Genomic DNA, 16,549 nt, shown 5'->3' with positions numbered 1-16,549 from the left:
GGATGACACGGACTTTTCATTTCATGCCTGCGCTCGCGCGCGGCGCAGAGGGAGTCAACGGCCCTTGCGCAAGGCGCCGCGTTGCGCCCGGCTCTGCTTCGCGCTGCAACCGTACTGGGTGTGGTACCAGCGCGAGAGCGCGCTCGGCGCCGAGAAGCCGAGCAGCATGGCAACCTCGGTCAACGGCCGATCGCTCTCGATCACATGCCGCTGCACGAGCTCCTTGCGGATCTCGTTGACCATGGACGAGAAGGTCTCTCCTTGTTCATCCAGGCGGCGCTGGATCGTGCGGCTCACGAGGCCCAGGTGGTCGGCCACCTGCTCGATCGTGCAGCGCCCGCTCGGCATCAGCAGGAGGATCGCGCGCCGCACGTCCTTGAGCATCGTTTCCCCTTGCAGCCTGGCGGAGGTGTCCAGCAATTGCTGCGCGTAGCGGGCCATCGCCGGATCGGCCGAAGGGTTGCGCGCATCGAGATCGGACTTCGTGCAGACGACGCAGTTGATCGAATAGTCGAAGTCGACGCGCGGGCCGAACAGGCGGTGATGCGTGCTGGCGTCGCGCGGTGCCTGGTGCTCGAAGCACACGCGTCGCGGCTGCCAATGCTCGCCCAGGAACTGGCGCATCAAGCGCACCATCACGCCGAGTGCCAGTTCGATTCGCTGCCGCGTGAACTGCTTCGCGTTGCCGGCCCGCACGTCCTCGCGGATCACGACCACGCCGGCCGACTCCTCGATCATCAGAGACAGCGAACCGTTGAGCAGCGACTGGTAGCGCACCAGCACATCCAGCGAATCGCGCAAGGTGGCCTGGTCGCGGATCAGCATGCCCACGGCGCCAAGGTTGGACAACATGCGTGACTCCGCCATGCACAGGCCGAAGCTTTCGTTGCCCGATTTGGCTGCAGATGCCTGGAGCAATTGACCCACGCGCTCGACCGGAATCATGAGGTCCGCGTCCTGCAAGACGCCGGGGTGCAAACCTGCCTCGGAGAGCATGCGCACCGGGTCCAGCCCGCCGGCCCGGGCGACCTCGCTGTAGTTGGTGAGGCACGCAGACCGGACAAGCAGGGACATCGCGACATACCGAATGGAATCTGGCGCACGAGGATAAGTGCGTGTCGTCGAATGTCAAGCGCGATGCCGCGCGCGTCACGACACTGGCCGGCATCAACAGCGCACACGCTTTCAGGAGACGCAACATGACCCTCATCCTCGATGCGGCACCCGCAGTGGTCCGCGCCAGTTCGCTGGGCAACTCGATCCGTGTCGAGCCGCTCACTTGCACAATCGGCGCCGAGCTCGGCAACGTCAACCTGGGCGCGGCCGCGGAAGACAAGTCGCTGGCGGCGGAGATCCGTGCGCTGCTGCTCAGGCACCGCGTCGTGTTCTTCCGCGACCAGGACATCACGCGGGCCCAGCACGTCGCATTTGCGCGCCACTTCGGCGAACTGGAGGACCACCCCGTGGTGGGCAGCCACCCCGACCATCCGGGGCTCGTGCAGATCTACAAGACCGCCGCGAGCCCGCCGGAACACCACGAGAATTCCTGGCACACCGATGCGACATGGCGCGACAAGCCGCCGATGGGCTGCGTGCTGCGATGCATCGAATGCCCACCCGTGGGTGGCGACACGATGTGGGTCGACATGGCCCTGGCCTATCGCCAGTTGCCCGAGGACATCAAGGCGAAGATCGCGCCCCTGCATGCGCGCCACGGCATCGAGCAGAGCTTCGGCGCGGCGATGCCGATCGAGAAGCGCCATGCGTTGAAGGCGCAGTACCCGGATGCCGAGCACCCGGTCGTTCGCACCCATCCGGAAACCGGCGAGAAGGTGCTGTTCGTCAACGGCAGCTTCACGACGCACTTCACCGATTTCAATACGCCGGCCAATGTGCGCTGCGGCCTGGACAAGTCGCCGGGCGCCAGCCAGTTGCTCAACTACCTGGTCAGCCAGGCCTTCATCCCCGAATACCAGGTCCGCTTCCGCTGGAAGAAGAACAGCGTGGCCTTCTGGGACAACCGGTCGACCCAGCACTATGCCGTGATGGACTACCCGCCATGCGATCGAAAGATGGAACGCACGGCCATCGTGGGCGACGTGCCGTACTGAATTCGCAGCCCTGCAGACACCTGTCAATCAAAGGAGATAGCCCCATGGCAACAGCCATCAAGTTCCACGAAACCGGCGGGCCCGAGGTCCTTCGCGCAGAAGAGGTCGACGTCGGCGAACCGGATCCTGGCGAGGTCCGCGTCCGCCACGTGGCGGTGGGCCTGAATTTCGCCGACACGTACTTCCGCGGCGGCACCTATCCGGTCCCGCTTCCCAGCGGCATCGGCAACGAAGGGGCCGGCGTGATCGAGGCGGTCGGTGCTGGCGTGAGCCATCTGGCGGTCGGCGATCGCGTGACCTATACCGGCTTCATCAACACGCTCGGCGCCTACAGCACCGAGCGGCTGATTTCCGCCGCATTGCTGATCAAGCTGCCGGAGGCCATCAGTTGCGAGGTCGCCGCGGCCATGACGATGCGAGGCTTGTCCGCGGCCTACCTGGTCCGCCGGATCTACCCGTTCAAGCCGGGCGACGCGGTGCTGCTGCATGCCGCGGCAGGCGGCGTCGGCCTGATCGTTTCGCAGTGGGCGAAGCTGCTCGGGCTGACCGTGATCGGCACCGTGTCGACCGATGCCAAGGCCGAGACGGCGCGCGCCCATGGCTGCGATCACACGATCAACTATAGCCACGAGGATGTCGCGAGCCGCGTGCGTGAACTGACGAACGGGGTCGGCGTTTCGGTGGTCTTCGACAGCGTTGGCAAGGACACCTTCATGGCCTCTCTGGACTCGCTCAAGCGCCGTGGCCTGTTGGTCTGCGTGGGCACCGCGTCCGGAAAGATCCCGCCCTTCGATCCGCAGATCCTGGCGCGCAAGGGGTCGCTGTACCTGACCCGGCCGGGCCTGGCCGACTACATCGCGGATCCGGTCGAGAAGGCGGAACTGGTCGATGAACTGTTCGGGCATGTGGCCGCGGGCCGCATCCGCATCGAGATCAACCAGCGCTATGCATTGCAGGACGCAGTGCAGGCACACCGGGACCTCGAGGCTCGCAAGACCACAGGCTCCTCCATCTTCGTCATTTGAGGTGAGCGACCATGCTTTCAAATTTCTTGAGACTGCGACGCTTCGCGATCATTGCGATGTGCTGGTTCGCGGCAGTCACGCCATCGCTGGCACAGCAATGGCCGGACAAGCCCATCCGCCTGATCGTCCCCGCGCCTGCCGGCGGCATTTCCGATGCGGTGGCCCGGCTGCTCGCCGAGCAATTGCGCGTGAACCTGGGCCAGACCGTGCTGGTGGACAACAAGCCCGGTGGCTCGGCCGTGGTGGCCGAGCGGGCGCTGATGAGCGCGCCTGCCGACGGCTACACCTGGATGGTGGGGCCGTCGAGCGTACTGACCGACATACCGCTGACGGTCAAGACGCCCTACGACGTCCTCAAGACCTTCACCTATGTCGCGGAAGCCAGCAGCATGGTTCATGTGCTGGTGGCCAACGCGAGCTTTTCACCGAGCAAGGTCAATGAAGTGCTGGACTACGCGAGGCGCAATCCCAAGTCCATCAGCGTCGCGAACCTCAGCGTCGGCACACGCTCCAACCTGCTCGGCGAGATGCTCCGTGAGAAGAGCGGGAACGACATGCTCGTGGTTCCCTACAAGGGCTCCGCACCCGCGATGGTGGACCTGATGGGCAACCAGGTGCAGCTGACCTTCGAGGTGGTGAGCAACGTCGTGCCCTTCGTCAAGAGCGGCAAGCTGAAGGCGCTCGCCGTCGCATCGTCGACCCGCTCGCAGCATCTTCCCAACGTGCCGAGCTTCGGTGAACTGGGCCTGCCGGACTTCGTGCTTCCGCATGCCAGCGTCGGCGTCTTCGTCCTGAGCAGCACGCCCAAGCCGGTCGTGGATCGCATCCAGGGCGAGATGGCCAAGGTCGTGCGCTCGGACATGTACCGTGCCGCGCTGATGGCGCAGGGCATGGACTTTCCGCAAGAAGCTTCGTTGGACCAGCTTCGCCAGACCCTGGCCCTGACCTCGACCCACAACCAGGAAATCATCAAGCGGCTGCAACTCCAGATCAGCCCTGAGTAAGCCTTTTCCCGACTCACAGTTCAACCCGGAGACCCATCACCATGAACTTCCTCGACGGACACCTGTATCCCGAGAACCAACAACCCCTGATCATCACGGCCGCCCCCTATGCGCCGGGCTGGATTCCCTCGGATTTCCCGGAAGACATCCCCATCACCATGGAGGAGCAGATCCAGAAGGCGGTGGACTGCTACGAAGCCGGTGCCACCGTGCTGCACCTGCACGTGCGCGAACCCGATGGCAGGGGCAGCAAGCGCCTGTCCATGTTCAACGAACTCATCGCCGGGGTGCGTGCGCGGGTGCCGGAGATGGTCATCCAGGTCGGCGGCTCCATCAGCTTCGCGCCGGAGTCCGAAGGCCAGGCCGCCAAGTGGCTCAGCGACGACACGCGGCACATGCTGGCGGAACTCACGCCGAGGCCCGACCAGGTGACGGTGACCGTCAACACCACGCAGATGAACGTGACGGAGCATGCGGGCCTGGACGACTTCAAGGGCGTCTCGCGCGGCTTCCCGCACCTCCACGCGACCTACAAGGACATGATCGTGCCCGCGAATCCCAGCTGGGTCGAGGAGCACATCCGCCGGCTGACGGCCGCCGGCATCCAGAGCGAGTTCCAGTGCTACAACATCAACAGCTTCGAGACGATCGAGCGGATGATCCGCCGCGGCATCTACAAGGGGCCGCTGGTGATGAACTGGGTGGCGATCAGCGGCGGCATGGACCAGGCCAACATCTACAACCTGGCCAATTTCCTGCGGGCGGCGCCGGACGGCGCGGTGATCACGGTGGAGAGTTCGGTGTTGAACGTGCTGCCGGTGAACATGATCGGCATGGCCCTGGGCCTGCACGTGCGCTGCGGCATCGAGGATGTGCTCTGGAACCAGACCCGCACGGGCAAGATGAGTTCGGTCGAGCAGATCAGGCAACTGGTGCGCATCGCCGGTGAGTTCGGCCGTCCGATCGCGACCGCGCAGCAGGCGCGCGAGATCATGAAGATCGGGGTCTTCTACGAGACGGCGGACGAGACGCTCCAGGCCAATGGGTTTGCGCCGAATCGCAATGGTGCAAACCAGGGGTTCCTGCGCAAGGCGGCCTGAGGAGCGGGCGCCCTGCGCTTGAAGGGCGAGGGCGAATGGCCAGATCGGCCGTTGCTCTCACCGCCCGTAAACCTTCCCAAACAACACCCAAGTCTTCCCATCGAACTTCGCCAGTTGCTCCCGCTCGATCGGATAGAAGTCATCCGGCCCGGTCTTGATGTTGATGCCCGGCAGTGACATCGGCAGCGTGATGTCCAGGTTGGCCGCCTGCTTCATCACGTTCTCGTGCGTGAGGTTGTCGCCGCATTGCTTGAGCACCTGCACCATGGTCTGTGCCACGCCGTAGCCGTAGACGCTGTTGGCATCGGTCAGGCTGCCGGCCGGGTAGTACTTCTTCATGAAGGCAAGCCAGTCCTTCATGCCGGCGTCGTTGGCCCATTGCGGATCGGTCGGGTCCTTGCCGTACAGCGCGGTCAGGATGCCCGCGCCGTTCTGCAGGCCGGCCGGCTCCATCACCGAGCTGACCGAGATCGACACGTTGGTCAGGTAGTGGGTCGGCTTCCAGCCGATCTCCGCGGCCTTCTTGATGGCCATGGCCGCGAACTTCGGTGTCGTGATGTTGAAGAACACGGTCGCGCCGGACGACTTCATGCTCAGCATCTGGCTGTCGATGGTCGGGTCGGTGACCTCGTAGCTCAGCTTGGAGACGATCATCGCCTTGGCCTTGTCGCCCAGGCCTTCCTCGAAGCCCTGCACGTAGTCCTTGCCGAAGTCGTCGTTCTGGTAGAGCACCGCGACCTTCGCGTTCGGCTGGGACTCGAGCAAATGTTGCGCGTAGATGCGCGCCTCGGCCGCATAGGGCGGCTGCCAGCCCATCGTGTAGGGGAAGCTCTTCGGGTCGCCGAACTTGGTCGCGCCGGTCGCGACGAAGAGCTGAGGCACCTTCTTGTCGTTGAGGTACTTGCGGATCGCGGTGTTGGTCGCGGTGCCGAGCGGGTTGAAGACCAGCAGCACTTCCTCTTCCTCGACCAGCTTGCGCGCCATCTCGACGGTCTTGGCCGGGTTGTAGCCATCGTCGAGCGGCAGGTACTTGATCTTGCGGCCGTTGATGCCGCCCTCGGCATTGACCTTGTCGAAGTAGGCACCGATGGTCTTGCCGATGGTGCCGTAGGCGGACGCGGGCCCGGAGTAGGGGCCGATCTGGCCGATCTTGATCTCCTTGTCGTCGGCGCCGGGGTCGTACTTCTTCTGCGCCATCGCCGTCGTGCCAAGCATTGCGGCGGCGAGGCCGAATGCGAAGGAAAGGGTCCACGCTTTCATGAGCTTCATGTCGGATGTCTCCTGGGGGTCAGAGCCGGGTTGGGGGATTTCGTGTCGGGCGCGGCTGCCGGCCGCAAGCGTGCCCACGCACCCTTGAGCAAGCCCATCGCGCCGGTGGGCATCAGGTACATCATCCCGATGAGCAGCACGCCGTAGATCGCCCACGGCGCCGACTTCGACAGCTCGTCGGCCACGTTCGGCACGAACTGGATGAACAGCGCGCCGAAGAACGCGCCCGGGATCGATGCCAGTCCGCCGACGACCAGCCCGACCAGCAGCGTGATCGACAGCAGCACGGAGAAACTGTCGGGCGCGACGAAGGCCACGCAGATCGCGCCGAGCGCACCCGCCACGCCGGTGTAGGCGGCCGAGATGCCGAAGGCCGTCGACTTCACGATCGGCAGGTTGATGCCCATCGCCGTCGCCGCGATCGGATGGTCCCGGATCGCGATCAGCGCGCGACCCGTCCGCCCGCGCAGCAGGTTGTACGCGAGCAGGAACATGATCGCCGTCACCGCGCAGGTGAAGAAGAACAGCCAGCGGTCGGCGTTCAGCGGCTGACCCAAAAAGCGGAACGTGAACGGCGGCTCCGGCTTGCTCAGCACGATGCCCTGCACGCCACCGGTCCAGTGCTCGATGAACTTCCACTTCAGCAACTGCGGCACCGCCAGCGCGAAGGCATAGGTGGCCAGCGCGAGGTAATGCCCGCCCAGCCGCAACGCCGGAAAGCCCATGAGAAAGCCGATGCAGAAGCACAGCACACCCGCCACCGGCAGCGTCGACCAGTAGGGCAGGCCGAAGCGATCCATCATGATCGCCGCCGCATACCCGCCCATCGCGAAGAAAGCGCCATGGCCGAGCGAGATCTGCCCGTTGAAGCCGGTCAGGATGTTCAGCCCGAGGATCGCGATCGCGTAGACCAGCACCAGGTTGAACTGGAACACCCGGTAGTTCTTGACCATGAAGGGCAGCACGCAGAGCGCCACCACCAGCAGCGCCCCGAAAATCCACGCGAGCTTTTTCTGGCGGTCGTTCATACGCGCGTCACCACGTTGCGGCCGAACAGGCCATTGGGGAACAGCGTCAGCGTGCCGACGATCAGCAGCAGCGCGACGGTGAGCTTCAATTCCGTGCCGATCACGTAGGCGCCGAGCAGGTTCTCCAGCACGCCGACGATGAAGCCGCCGGCCACCGCGCCGGCGGGGTTGTCGATGCCGCCAAGCAGCGCCGCCGCAAAGCCGTAGATCAGGATGCCGGTCATCATGTTCGGGTCCAGGAACACGGTCGGAGCGATCATCATGCCGGCCACCGCACCGATGGCCGACGCCAGGCCCCAGCCCATTGCCAGCATCCACGACACGCGGATGCCAACGAGCCGGGCCGACTCCGGATTCTGCGCCGCCGCACGCATCGCGAGGCCGATCGGCGTGAAGCGGAAGAAGGCCCACAGTCCCAGCAGCACGCACAGCATCACGCCCACCGTGCCGAGTTCATGCGCAGAGAAGAAGCGCGTGGCCAGTGCCGAGTCCTGCGCAAAGGGGCTTGGGAAGGCCTTGATCGTGTGGTCGAAGATCCAGCCGGAGAGCGAGTTGAAGATCACCAGCAGGCCGATGAACACAATCACGTTGGTCAGCACCGGCGCCCGCTCCACCGGCCGCACGATCAGCCGCTGGATCGCCAGCCCGCCGGTGAAGGAGAGGGCGACCGTGACGACGAACACCACCCAGTACGGCCAGCCCTTCTGCAGCAGCGACCAGGCGATGAAGGTCGAGAAGGTCGCGATCTCGCCCTGCGCGAAATTGATGTGGTGCGTGGCCTGGTAGATCATCACCAGCGCCAGCCCGATCGAGCCGTAGATGCATCCTGTCGCCAGGCCGGAGAAGATTTGATGCAGCAGTGCGTCCATCAGTACCCCAGGTAGGCGCGGCGCAGCGCCTCGTCACGCCGGATGTCGTCGGCCCGTCCGGCGATCGCGACGCGGCCGGTTTCCAGCAGCACCACCGCATCGGCCAGTTCCAGCGCCTGCGTCGCGTTCTGCTCGACCAGCAGGATGCTGACGCCGTCCTCCGCGTTGATGCGCCGCATGATCGAGAAGATCTCGCGCACGATCAGCGGTGCCAGGCCGAAGGAGGGTTCGTCGAGCAGCAGCAGCTTGGGCCGGAGCATCAGCGCGCGCGAGATGGCGAGCATCTGTTGCTCGCCACCGGACAGCGTGCCAGCCTGCTGCATGCGCCGCTCGCGCAGGCGCGGAAAGCGCGCGTAGATGCGGTCCATGTCCTGCGCCACGCCGGCCTTGTCGCGCCGCAGGTAGGCGCCCAGGCGCAGGTTCTCCTCGACCGTGAGGGCAGTGAAGGTGCCGCGGCCATCGGGCACATGCGCCACGCCTAGGCGGACCACATCCTCGGTGCCGAGGCCCGCCAGCGACCGTCCCTCGAAGGACAGCGTGCCGCCGGTGCGCACCATCATCTGGCAGATCGCGCGCAGGGTGGTGGTCTTGCCCGCGCCGTTGGCACCGAGCAAGGCGGTGATGCGGCCTTGCTCCACGGTGAAGTCGATGCCGTGCAGCACCTGCGTCGCGCCGTAGGTCGCGGTGAGGCCGCGTGCTTCAAGCAGGCTCTGCATGTCGCTTCTCCGCCGGTGCGCCGAGGTAGGCCTCGATGACGGCCGGGTCGTCGCGGACCTGGGCCGGGGTGCCGTCGGCGATCTTGCGGCCGAAGTTCAGCGCGACGATGCGGTCGGACACGCCCATCACCAGTCCCATGTGGTGTTCGACCAGCAGCACCGTGACGCCGAGGCGGTCGCGGATCTCGCGGATCAGCCGCGCGAGGTCGTCGAGTTCCTCGTGGTTGAGGCCGGCGGCCGGCTCGTCGAGCAGCAGCAGCTTGGGGTTGGCGGCCAGCGCCCGGCCGAGTTCGACGCGCTTCTGCGTCGCGAAGGGCAGCGTGCCCACCGGCCGTGCCGCGACGGGCGTAAGCGCGAGGAAAACCATGATCTCCTCGGCGCGCTCGCGCTGCTGGCGCTCCTCGGCCTTCACCTGCGGCAGTTGCAGCGCGCTGGCAAGGAAGCCAGCGGACGAACGCGAGTGGCCGCCCACCATGACGTTCTGAAGCACGGACAGCGTGCGGAACATCGCGAGGTTCTGGAAGGTGCGGCCGATGCCCAGGCCCGCGATGCCATGCGTCGGCAGGTTCGTGATCGAGCGGCCCTCGAAGAGGATGTCGCCTTCCTGGTAGCGGTACAGGCGGCTGAGGCAGTTGAAGAGGGTGGTCTTGCCGGCACCGTTGGGGCCGATCAGCCCGCAGACATGGCCACGCGCGACATCGAAGCCGACCGCGTCGAGCGCGACGATGCCGCCGAAGCGCACAGTCAAACCACGCACGCTGAGCAAGGGCTCGGCGCGGGATGCCACATCGTCCATCGAGTCTCCGCGAGGGAAGTGAATTGTTATAGATTGTTATAAGGAAGAACAGAAGTGACTGCAATGCTCGCTTGCCCTGTCTTGGGGTTTCGGCATGCGCCAAGGCCTTGCAGCGTGGTTCCTCCTTCGGCGTGGGGGCGCCATCGCAAGATGGAAGCGGCTAGGCTCGATGCTCGTCACGCATCTCAAGGAGATCCCATGTCAAAGAGACTGTGCGCCCTGGCCTTCGGTTGCGCCGTCGCATGCGGGAGCGCATTCGCCTACGGGCCCGATGGCCACATGGCCGTGGGCGCAATCGCAGATGCGTTGATCGCGGGAACGCCAACCGCGAAGGAGGTCCGCAAGATCCTCGGGAACACGCTGCGCACCTCCGCGGTCTGGGCCGATTGCGCCAAGGCCGTGAGTCCGACGACCTTCAAGTACGTCAAGACCGGATTCGCCGATTGCGCCATCTACGAGAACCCGGCGAGCGAGCAGCAGATGGAAGCCTTCGTGCGCCGCAACGTGGGCAACTGCACCTCGCAGCACAACACCGAGGCCTGCCACAAGCAGTACCACTACACCGACGTCGCCGTGCAACGCGCGACCTACAAGAAGGGGCTGGTTGGAACCGCCGACCAGGACGTCGTCGCGGCCATTGCGGCGACCATCGCAGTGCTCCAGGGCGAGCCGTGTCCGCCACCCTTCAACATCGCGAGCAAGAAGGAAGCGTTGCGCCTGCTGTCGCACTACGTCGGCGACATCCACCAACCGCTGCATGTGGTCTCCGTCTACGTAGACGCGACGGGCAAGGTGGTGGATCCGGACGAGGGCACCTTCGATGCAAAGACCGAAACGCACGGCGGCAACGACCTGTACATCGGCTCGAGGAAGCTCCATGCCGAATGGGATTCGGTGCCCTCGAGCCTGGCGTCGCAGCCACCTCCGGCGGACATGATGAAGCTCGCGCGGGCCGTTCCCGTGACTGCGGGAGACCTGTCGGGCTGGTCAACGGCATGGGCGACTGAAACGCTGACCAAGGGGAAGGTCGCGTTCGATGGCATCACCTACGCCGCCGAGGATGCCCATCATCACCACGCCGTCCAGCTGCCGGCCGGTTATTCAAAGCTGAAGGCGGATGTCCAGCGCCAGGAGATCGCCAAGGCCGGCGCGCGGCTCGCGCAGGTGCTCAGGGCGATCTGGCACTGATCGCCCTCCTGACCCCTTCCCTGTCTACTCCGCCTCGATCCCGGCGGCCTTCACGATGCGGCCCCACTTCTGGGATTCGCCGGCCTGGAACTTCGCCATTTCCTCTGGCGACGTGGTGAAGACTTCTGTCCCGGTGGGCTCGTAGAAGGCAGTCTTGGCGGCTTCGCTCTTCGCGGCCTTGACCAGCAATTCGTTGAGGCGCTTGACCACGGCGGGTGGGGTCTTGGCGGGCGCATAGGCGGCGAACCAGTAGCCCATCTCGTAGCCCTTGACGCCGGCCTCGGCGATGGTCGGGACATCGGGTGCGAGCGGCGAGCGGCTGCTGCTCGACATGCCCAGTGCACGAAGCTTGCCGGCCTTCACCTGCGGCAGGCCGGTGGCGGTGTCGGTGATCATCATGTTGATCTGGCCGCCGAGCAGGTCGGTGACGGCCAGCGTGTTGCTCTTGTAGGGCACATGCAGCAGCTTGATGTCCGCCATCTGTTGCAGCAACTCGCCCGCCATCCGGCTCGACGAACTGCCGCTGCCGAAGCTGTACTTGCCCGGCTCCTTCTTCGCCAACGCAACGAACTCGGCCACCGTCTTTGCGGGGAACGATGGGTTGACCACCATGATCTGGCCGCCCTTGCCGAGCGCGGTGATCGGCGCGAAGTCCTTCACCGGGTCATAAGGCAACTTCTTGAACAGGTGCTCGTTGGCAGCATGCGTGGTGTTGGTCGTGATGAGCACCGTGTAGCCGTCCGGCGCCGCCTTGGCCACTTGCTGCGAGGCAATGAAGCCGCTGGCGCCGGCCTTGTTGTCGATGACCACGGCCTGCTTCGTTTCGGCCGCAACACCGTTGCCGATGGCACGTGCGATCTGGTCGGTGGCCGTTCCGGCGGCAAAGGGAACGACGAAGGTGATGGGCTTGTCGGGGAAGCTCTCGGCCTGTGCCAATTGGGGCACCACGGCGAAGGCAGCGGCTGCCGCGAGCGCGATGGAGTGGATTCGGTTCATCTGTGTTGTCTCCGGAAGGTGATGGATGTCAAAGGGGGATCAGGATTCGGCCGGACCGGCCAGCAGATGTTGCAAGGCGGGAGGCACGTCGATCGGCATGTCGAGCAGCAGGAAGGACAGCGACTTGCCGTGCGTGTCGAGGTTCAGCGCATCGTTCACGCCGCCGTCGAGCACCGCGTCGAGCACGAAGTTCATCGCGTGCAGCCTGGGCAGTACGAAGCGCTGCACGTGGCTCGGCGCCCGATGACGAAACTGCAGGGCCACGGCTTCCGGCGTGACCTGCTCGACGAGCAAGGGGAACAGGTCCGGATGCCAGGCGATGACGCTGATGTTGGAGCGATCGCCCTTGTCACCGGTGCGGCCATGCGCGGCGCGATAGAGAGGAACCGTGATCGAACTCATGGCGACACCATTTCGAAATGCACCGGCACCGCTTCGCGCGGAAGCAGGCAGGAGATCGTGTTGAGCCGCGGCGTGAGCGTGCTGCGAACACCGCCGCCTCCGGCCGGGCCGCAGGTGTAGAGCGCCATCACTTCCCGGCCCAGGCGCTCGGCCTGGGCGCGGTCATCGTGCGTGGCAGCGACGCGCAGGCGAACGTCGCGCGCACCACTGTCTGCCGTGGCTGCCAGCGTACGACCCGCGTCATCGCCGAGGATGCTGAGGGCGCCGATCAGGTCGACGCGCAGCTTCAAGTCCTTCAGGCGGCTGCGCAAGACATCGGCCGCCAGGCGCGCCCGCGACTCCGCACGGGGGCCTGCATACGAAATCTCGCCCTCGGCGAGCCAGCCGCCCTCGTGGCAGACATTGACCTTGTAATGCGTCGGTCGTGCATGGCCGCGCACGCCAGTGAGCGCGACGCGGTCGGCGCCCACTTCATTCACCTGCGCCTCCTCGATGTCGGCAATGACATCCGGCGTGAGGTAGGCCGCTGGGTCATGCACTTCGTAGAGCAGCTGCTCCTTGACCGTCGCTTCGCTCACAAGGCCGCCGGTGCCTTGCGACTTGCCAATGACGCATTGCCCATCGGCGTCGATCTCCGCGATCGGAAAGCCGACGTTGTCCAGCCCCGGGACGTCCTTGAAGCCCGGGTCCGCGAAATACCCGCCGCACACCTGTGCGCCACATTCAAGCATGTGACCCGCCATGGTGGCGCGGCCGAGCTTTTCCCACTCGTTGGCGCGCCAACCGAAATGCGACATGGCGGGGCCGACCGTCAGCGATGGATCCGCGACCCGGCCGCAGACGACGATCTGCGCGCCGGCGTCGAGCGCCGCTGCGATGGGTTCCGCGCCGATGTAGGCGTTGGCGCTGACGATGCGCAGCCCATCGAGTTGCGGGCCGAGTTGCTCGCGCAGCGATGCGCGCTGGGCGGGCGCCGACAGGTCATCGCCCTCGACGACCGCGATGCGTGGTGCCGCCGCGCCGAGTTCCTGCGCGATCCGCGCGATATGCCGAGCCGCCGCACGCGGGTTGGCGGCGCCGAAATTGCTGACGATGCGGATGCCGTTGGCCAGGCAGCGCAGCAACACCGGACGCAACATCTCGTCGAGCAAGGGCTCGTACCCTGCCTCCGGATCCGCGCGGCGTCGCAACTGCGCCAGTGCCAGCGTGCGTTCGGCCAGCGTCTCGAAGATGAGAAAGGCGCGCTGCCCGTGCAGGCCCGCGGAAAGCCGCTCGATCAATGTGTCGACCACAGGGCCAGCCGCGTCGGTGCGGTCGCCGGAGAAGCCGGCCGCGCAGCCAATCAACAAAGGAACAGTCGATGAATTCATGGGTGGTTCGTCTCTTGTGGGGCGAATGTACGGACAAGGGTTCTATCGGTAAAATTGAAAGTTCGAATCAGTTCATCCAAAATTCAAATAACCATGCCCATCGCTGATCTCTCGACCCGGCAGCTTCGGGCGTTCGCGGCGCTGGCCGACCAGCGCAACTTCACGCGGGCGGCGCAGCGGTGTCACCTGTCGCAGCCGGCCTTCAGCACGCTGATCCGGACGCTCGAGGACACGGTGGGCGCGCGACTGTTCGACCGCGACACGCGAAGCGTGCAACTGACACCCGAAGGCCTGCAGTTCGAAAGCTCGGCGAGGCGCCTGCTCGATGACATGCAGGACCTGATCGGTGACTTTGCGGATCGCGTGGAGCGGCGCAAGGGGCGCGTGAGCGTTGCCGCCTTGCCTTCGCTCGCGGCCGGTTGGTTGCCCGAGATCCTGGCGGAGTTCATGCGCGCATGGCCGGGCATCACCGTGGAGTTGCATGACGCGCTGTCGGATGCGTGCATTGCGCGTGTTCGCAATCACGAAGCCGACTTTGCCCTCTCCGCCAGCGGGGGCCAGTCCAGCTCGGCGCCCGACTTGCGAAGCATGAAGTTGTGCACGGACCGCTTCCACCTGGTGTGCCGGACCGATCACCCGCTGGCGAAGGAAGACCGCCTGTCCCCCAAACAACTCGCCCCCTATCCCTTCATCCAGATGACGCGGAACAGCAGCGTGCGCCAGGCGCTGGATGCCGCATTGCATCCGCTGCGGCTGAACACCGTCTTCGAAGTGGAACACCTGGCGACGGTCACGGGCCTGATCGAAGCGGGCGTCGGCATCAGTGTCGTGCCCACGCTCACGCTGTTTCACTTCCAGCGCAAATCGCTGGTGACCCGCCTGCTCTCGGCACGAGGCTTGAGCCGCACGATCCATCTGGTTCAACGGCGGGAGGGCAGCCTTTCCATCGCGGCGCAGACCTTGCACGACCTGATCCTCCAGCGAATGGGATCGCTCAAGGTCGAAGACATGATCGCGGGTTGAGTGCGTTGCTCGATCGGCGTGTCGCAGGTCAGGCACCCGGCGTGCCGACCGGCACAGGCTGTCCGGCTGCCACATCGCCTTCCAGCTCGCGCTCCGCACGCAGGTTGTCCAGGTCGCGCCCGATCGTCACGACAGCCAGCACCCGCCCGCTCAGCCGATAGCGCACGGTGCAATCCCGCGCCTCCAGCGAGCCATCGATCTCGATCGCATCCCACCGCTCCGCATGCCCCACGTACTGCAGCGTCAGGTCGTAATGCTGGCTCCAGAAGAACGGACTGATGTCGAAGCGCTGTTGCCGGCCGAGCATGTTCAACGCGGCGACTTGGCCCTGGCGTTCCGCAAGCGTCCAGTGTTCGACGCGGATGCTTTCGCCCGAATGCGGATCGGGCCACCGCGCGATGTCGCCGGCCGCGTAGATGCACGGTGCGCTGGTCTGCAGGTACGCGTCAACGCTGATGCCGCGATCCATCGCGAGCCCGGCCTGTTCGGCCAGCGCGACGGACGGCCGCACGCCGACGCCTGCGACGACCAGGTCGGCCTCGACCACCGTGCCGTCTGCCAGTGTGGCGCGCCGGCCATCCACGCGCGTCACCTTCGTGCCCAGATGAAAGTTCACGCCGTGCGAGGCATGCAGGTCGCGCACCAAGGCGCCGAGCTCCGGCCCCAGCACACGCTGCATCGGCACCGCGTCCGGCGCCACGACGTGCACCTCCAGGCCGCGCGTGCGCAGTGATGCGGCAACCTCCAGGCCGATGAAGCTCGCGCCGATCACCAGCGCGGAGCGGGCCGTTGCAGCCTGCGCCACGATCGCTCGGCTGTCGGCGAAGCTGCGCAGGCTCAGCACCTGCCCCGGCGCTGCGCTCGGAACTTCAAGCTGAACCGGATCGGCGCCGGTGGCGAGCAGCAGCGCGCCGAAGGGCATGGATTCGCCGCCGGCCACGCGCAGCTTGCGTGCGGTCACGTCGATCGTCTCGACGCGCGTGTTCAGCCGCAGGTCGATGCGCTGCTCGCGGTACCAGTCGTCGGGCTTCAGCGGAATCCAGTCGGGCTCCGCCGTGCCGGCGAGGAAGTCCTTCGACAGGTTCGGCCGGTCGCAGGGCGGATCGCCGTCGGCGCTGAGCATCGTCAGGCGGCCCTCGTAGCCTTCGCGCCGCAGCTTGTCGGCGGCGGCCAGTCCGGCCGCGCCGCCGCCGACGATGACCACGTCGTCCAGCGGCGCGTCGCTCGTCTTGCGCGAACGCGGCGCCGCGACGATGCGCTCGCGCGCGAACACGCGCCCGCCGGCTTGCTCGACGCGCCAGCAGGGCAGGTCGTCGAAGGCCGGCGCGCACAGCGACGCGCCGCTGCGGATGTCGAACTGCGCGTGATGCATCGGACAGTGCAGCACGTGCCCGCAGAGCAGGCCGTCGGCAAGCGCCGCGTGGTAGTGCGTGCACTGCGCGCCGATGGCGTAGAAGGCATCGCCCTGGCGCAGCAGCAGCGCGTCTTCGCCGTCGATCTGCCCGGGGAGCATCGCGCCATCGGCGATGTGTTCGAGCGGGACGCCGGCCTTGAGGTCGGGTGGGGTGGAGTCGGTCATGGTCGTGGGCTTGTTGGAGTGATCCAGGCATCGAAGACACGAAGGCAGACCGCACAGTACTCGCGTGGCGCGA

General features: G+C 65.9%; 16 protein-coding genes. 6 read left to right on the top strand and 10 right to left on the bottom strand.

What is annotated here, in order from left to right; genetic code table 11:
• Positions 1-54: 54 nt before the first annotated feature.
• A complete protein-coding gene (locus tag WKW79_RS10130) occupies positions 55-1,074 on the bottom strand; it encodes an AraC family transcriptional regulator (protein ID WP_340335013.1) in 1,020 nt (339 codons plus the stop codon).
• A 185-nt stretch (positions 1,075-1,259) separates the two neighbouring features.
• Here WKW79_RS10130 and WKW79_RS10125 point away from each other — a divergent pair, with 185 nt between their 5' ends.
• From WKW79_RS10125 to WKW79_RS10110, 4 genes are read left to right on the top strand one after another with little or no spacing between them, the layout of a single operon-like run.
• Positions 1,260-2,111: a TauD/TfdA dioxygenase family protein gene (locus WKW79_RS10125; RefSeq protein ID WP_340335184.1), complete on the top strand. Its 852-nt coding sequence runs from the start codon at positions 1,260-1,262 to the stop codon at positions 2,109-2,111.
• Positions 2,112-2,155: 44 nt separating this feature from the next.
• Complete coding sequence (locus tag WKW79_RS10120; RefSeq protein ID WP_340335012.1) at positions 2,156-3,136, top strand: quinone oxidoreductase family protein; 981 nt, start codon at positions 2,156-2,158, stop codon at positions 3,134-3,136.
• 11 nt (positions 3,137-3,147) lie between these two features.
• Positions 3,148-4,140 (top strand): Bug family tripartite tricarboxylate transporter substrate binding protein, encoded by a 993-nt coding sequence (locus tag WKW79_RS10115; RefSeq protein WP_340335011.1) that lies wholly within the window; start codon positions 3,148-3,150, stop codon positions 4,138-4,140.
• Between the two features lie 41 nt (positions 4,141-4,181).
• Positions 4,182-5,240, top strand: coding sequence for a beta-keto acid cleavage family enzyme (locus WKW79_RS10110; RefSeq protein WP_340335010.1), 1,059 nt, complete (start codon positions 4,182-4,184; stop codon positions 5,238-5,240).
• A 57-nt stretch (positions 5,241-5,297) separates the two neighbouring features.
• Here WKW79_RS10110 and WKW79_RS10105 read toward each other — a convergent pair whose 3' ends face one another.
• From WKW79_RS10105 to WKW79_RS10085, 5 genes are read right to left on the bottom strand one after another with little or no spacing between them, the layout of a single operon-like run.
• Entirely contained in the window at positions 5,298-6,509 is a 1,212-nt protein-coding gene (locus tag WKW79_RS10105) for an ABC transporter substrate-binding protein (RefSeq protein WP_422823858.1), read from the bottom strand.
• The gene (locus WKW79_RS10100; RefSeq protein ID WP_340335009.1) at positions 6,506-7,537 is read right to left on the bottom strand and encodes a branched-chain amino acid ABC transporter permease; all 1,032 of its coding nucleotides are present in this window, start codon (positions 7,535-7,537) and stop codon (positions 6,506-6,508) included. Before WKW79_RS10100 ends, WKW79_RS10105 begins: the two co-directional genes overlap by 4 nt.
• Positions 7,534-8,406 (bottom strand): branched-chain amino acid ABC transporter permease, encoded by an 873-nt coding sequence (locus tag WKW79_RS10095; RefSeq protein WP_340335008.1) that lies wholly within the window; start codon positions 8,404-8,406, stop codon positions 7,534-7,536. Before WKW79_RS10095 ends, WKW79_RS10100 begins: the two co-directional genes overlap by 4 nt.
• Positions 8,406-9,122 carry an ABC transporter ATP-binding protein gene (locus WKW79_RS10090; protein ID WP_340335007.1) on the bottom strand — a complete coding sequence of 239 codons (717 nt, stop codon included), beginning with the start codon at positions 9,120-9,122 and terminating at the stop codon, positions 8,406-8,408. The genes WKW79_RS10095 and WKW79_RS10090 overlap by 1 nt, the downstream gene beginning before the upstream one ends.
• On the bottom strand, positions 9,106-9,918 hold the full coding sequence (locus tag WKW79_RS10085) for an ABC transporter ATP-binding protein (protein ID WP_340335006.1): 813 nt from the start codon (positions 9,916-9,918) through the stop codon (positions 9,106-9,108). The genes WKW79_RS10090 and WKW79_RS10085 overlap by 17 nt, the downstream gene beginning before the upstream one ends.
• A gap of 198 nt (positions 9,919-10,116) precedes the next feature.
• Between WKW79_RS10085 and WKW79_RS10080 the strand changes: the two genes are divergently transcribed.
• Positions 10,117-11,106, top strand: coding sequence for a S1/P1 nuclease (locus tag WKW79_RS10080; RefSeq protein WP_340335005.1), 990 nt, complete (start codon positions 10,117-10,119; stop codon positions 11,104-11,106).
• A gap of 24 nt (positions 11,107-11,130) precedes the next feature.
• On the opposite strand, the gene WKW79_RS10075 is transcribed toward WKW79_RS10080, so the two are convergent.
• The 3 genes from WKW79_RS10075 to WKW79_RS10065 are packed head-to-tail and all read right to left on the bottom strand — an operon-like array spanning position 11,131 to position 13,874.
• On the bottom strand, positions 11,131-12,102 hold the full coding sequence (locus WKW79_RS10075) for a Bug family tripartite tricarboxylate transporter substrate binding protein (RefSeq protein ID WP_340335004.1): 972 nt from the start codon (positions 12,100-12,102) through the stop codon (positions 11,131-11,133).
• Positions 12,103-12,141: 39 nt separating this feature from the next.
• Positions 12,142-12,504, bottom strand: a complete 363-nt coding sequence (locus WKW79_RS10070; protein WP_340335003.1) for an AtuA-related protein — start codon at positions 12,502-12,504, stop codon at positions 12,142-12,144.
• Positions 12,501-13,874 (bottom strand): acyclic terpene utilization AtuA family protein, encoded by a 1,374-nt coding sequence (locus WKW79_RS10065; protein WP_340335002.1) that lies wholly within the window; start codon positions 13,872-13,874, stop codon positions 12,501-12,503. The genes WKW79_RS10070 and WKW79_RS10065 overlap by 4 nt, the downstream gene beginning before the upstream one ends.
• Before the next feature lie 93 nt (positions 13,875-13,967).
• On the opposite strand from WKW79_RS10065, the gene WKW79_RS10060 reads away from it, so the two are divergent.
• Positions 13,968-14,897 carry a LysR family transcriptional regulator gene (locus WKW79_RS10060; RefSeq protein WP_340335001.1) on the top strand — a complete coding sequence of 310 codons (930 nt, stop codon included), beginning with the start codon at positions 13,968-13,970 and terminating at the stop codon, positions 14,895-14,897.
• 28 nt (positions 14,898-14,925) lie between these two features.
• Here WKW79_RS10060 and WKW79_RS10055 read toward each other — a convergent pair whose 3' ends face one another.
• A complete protein-coding gene (locus tag WKW79_RS10055; RefSeq protein ID WP_340335000.1) occupies positions 14,926-16,476 on the bottom strand; it encodes an FAD-dependent oxidoreductase in 1,551 nt (516 codons plus the stop codon).
• Positions 16,477-16,549: the final 73 nt, after the last annotated feature.

This window comes from Variovorax robiniae, from assembly GCF_037889955.1.
In the GTDB taxonomy this organism is placed as follows: Bacteria; Pseudomonadota; Gammaproteobacteria; order Burkholderiales; family Burkholderiaceae_C; genus Variovorax; species Variovorax robiniae.
The sequence above is the reverse complement of the archived record's forward strand: the minus strand, read 5'-3'. Positions and strand labels throughout refer to the sequence as shown.

What these genes read in the sequence shown, in the direction of transcription:
- WKW79_RS10130 (WP_340335013.1), bottom strand. Translation starts at nt 1,074, where the DNA reads ATGTCCCTGCTTGTCCGGTCTGCGTGCCTCACCAACTACAGCGAGGTC.
- WKW79_RS10120 (WP_340335012.1), top strand. Translation starts at nt 2,156, where the DNA reads ATGGCAACAGCCATCAAGTTCCACGAAACCGGCGGGCCCGAGGTCCTT.
- WKW79_RS10115 (WP_340335011.1), top strand. Translation starts at nt 3,148, where the DNA reads ATGCTTTCAAATTTCTTGAGACTGCGACGCTTCGCGATCATTGCGATG.
- WKW79_RS10110 (WP_340335010.1), top strand. Translation starts at nt 4,182, where the DNA reads ATGAACTTCCTCGACGGACACCTGTATCCCGAGAACCAACAACCCCTG.
- WKW79_RS10105 (WP_422823858.1), bottom strand. Translation starts at nt 6,509, where the DNA reads ATGAAGCTCATGAAAGCGTGGACCCTTTCCTTCGCATTCGGCCTCGCC.
- WKW79_RS10100 (WP_340335009.1), bottom strand. Translation starts at nt 7,537, where the DNA reads ATGAACGACCGCCAGAAAAAGCTCGCGTGGATTTTCGGGGCGCTGCTG.
- WKW79_RS10095 (WP_340335008.1), bottom strand. Translation starts at nt 8,406, where the DNA reads ATGGACGCACTGCTGCATCAAATCTTCTCCGGCCTGGCGACAGGATGC.
- WKW79_RS10090 (WP_340335007.1), bottom strand. Translation starts at nt 9,122, where the DNA reads ATGCAGAGCCTGCTTGAAGCACGCGGCCTCACCGCGACCTACGGCGCG.
- WKW79_RS10085 (WP_340335006.1), bottom strand. Translation starts at nt 9,918, where the DNA reads ATGGACGATGTGGCATCCCGCGCCGAGCCCTTGCTCAGCGTGCGTGGT.
- WKW79_RS10080 (WP_340335005.1), top strand. Translation starts at nt 10,117, where the DNA reads ATGTCAAAGAGACTGTGCGCCCTGGCCTTCGGTTGCGCCGTCGCATGC.
- WKW79_RS10075 (WP_340335004.1), bottom strand. Translation starts at nt 12,102, where the DNA reads ATGAACCGAATCCACTCCATCGCGCTCGCGGCAGCCGCTGCCTTCGCC.
- WKW79_RS10070 (WP_340335003.1), bottom strand. Translation starts at nt 12,504, where the DNA reads ATGAGTTCGATCACGGTTCCTCTCTATCGCGCCGCGCATGGCCGCACC.
- WKW79_RS10065 (WP_340335002.1), bottom strand. Translation starts at nt 13,874, where the DNA reads ATGAATTCATCGACTGTTCCTTTGTTGATTGGCTGCGCGGCCGGCTTC.
- WKW79_RS10060 (WP_340335001.1), top strand. Translation starts at nt 13,968, where the DNA reads ATGCCCATCGCTGATCTCTCGACCCGGCAGCTTCGGGCGTTCGCGGCG.
- WKW79_RS10055 (WP_340335000.1), bottom strand. Translation starts at nt 16,476, where the DNA reads ATGACCGACTCCACCCCACCCGACCTCAAGGCCGGCGTCCCGCTCGAA.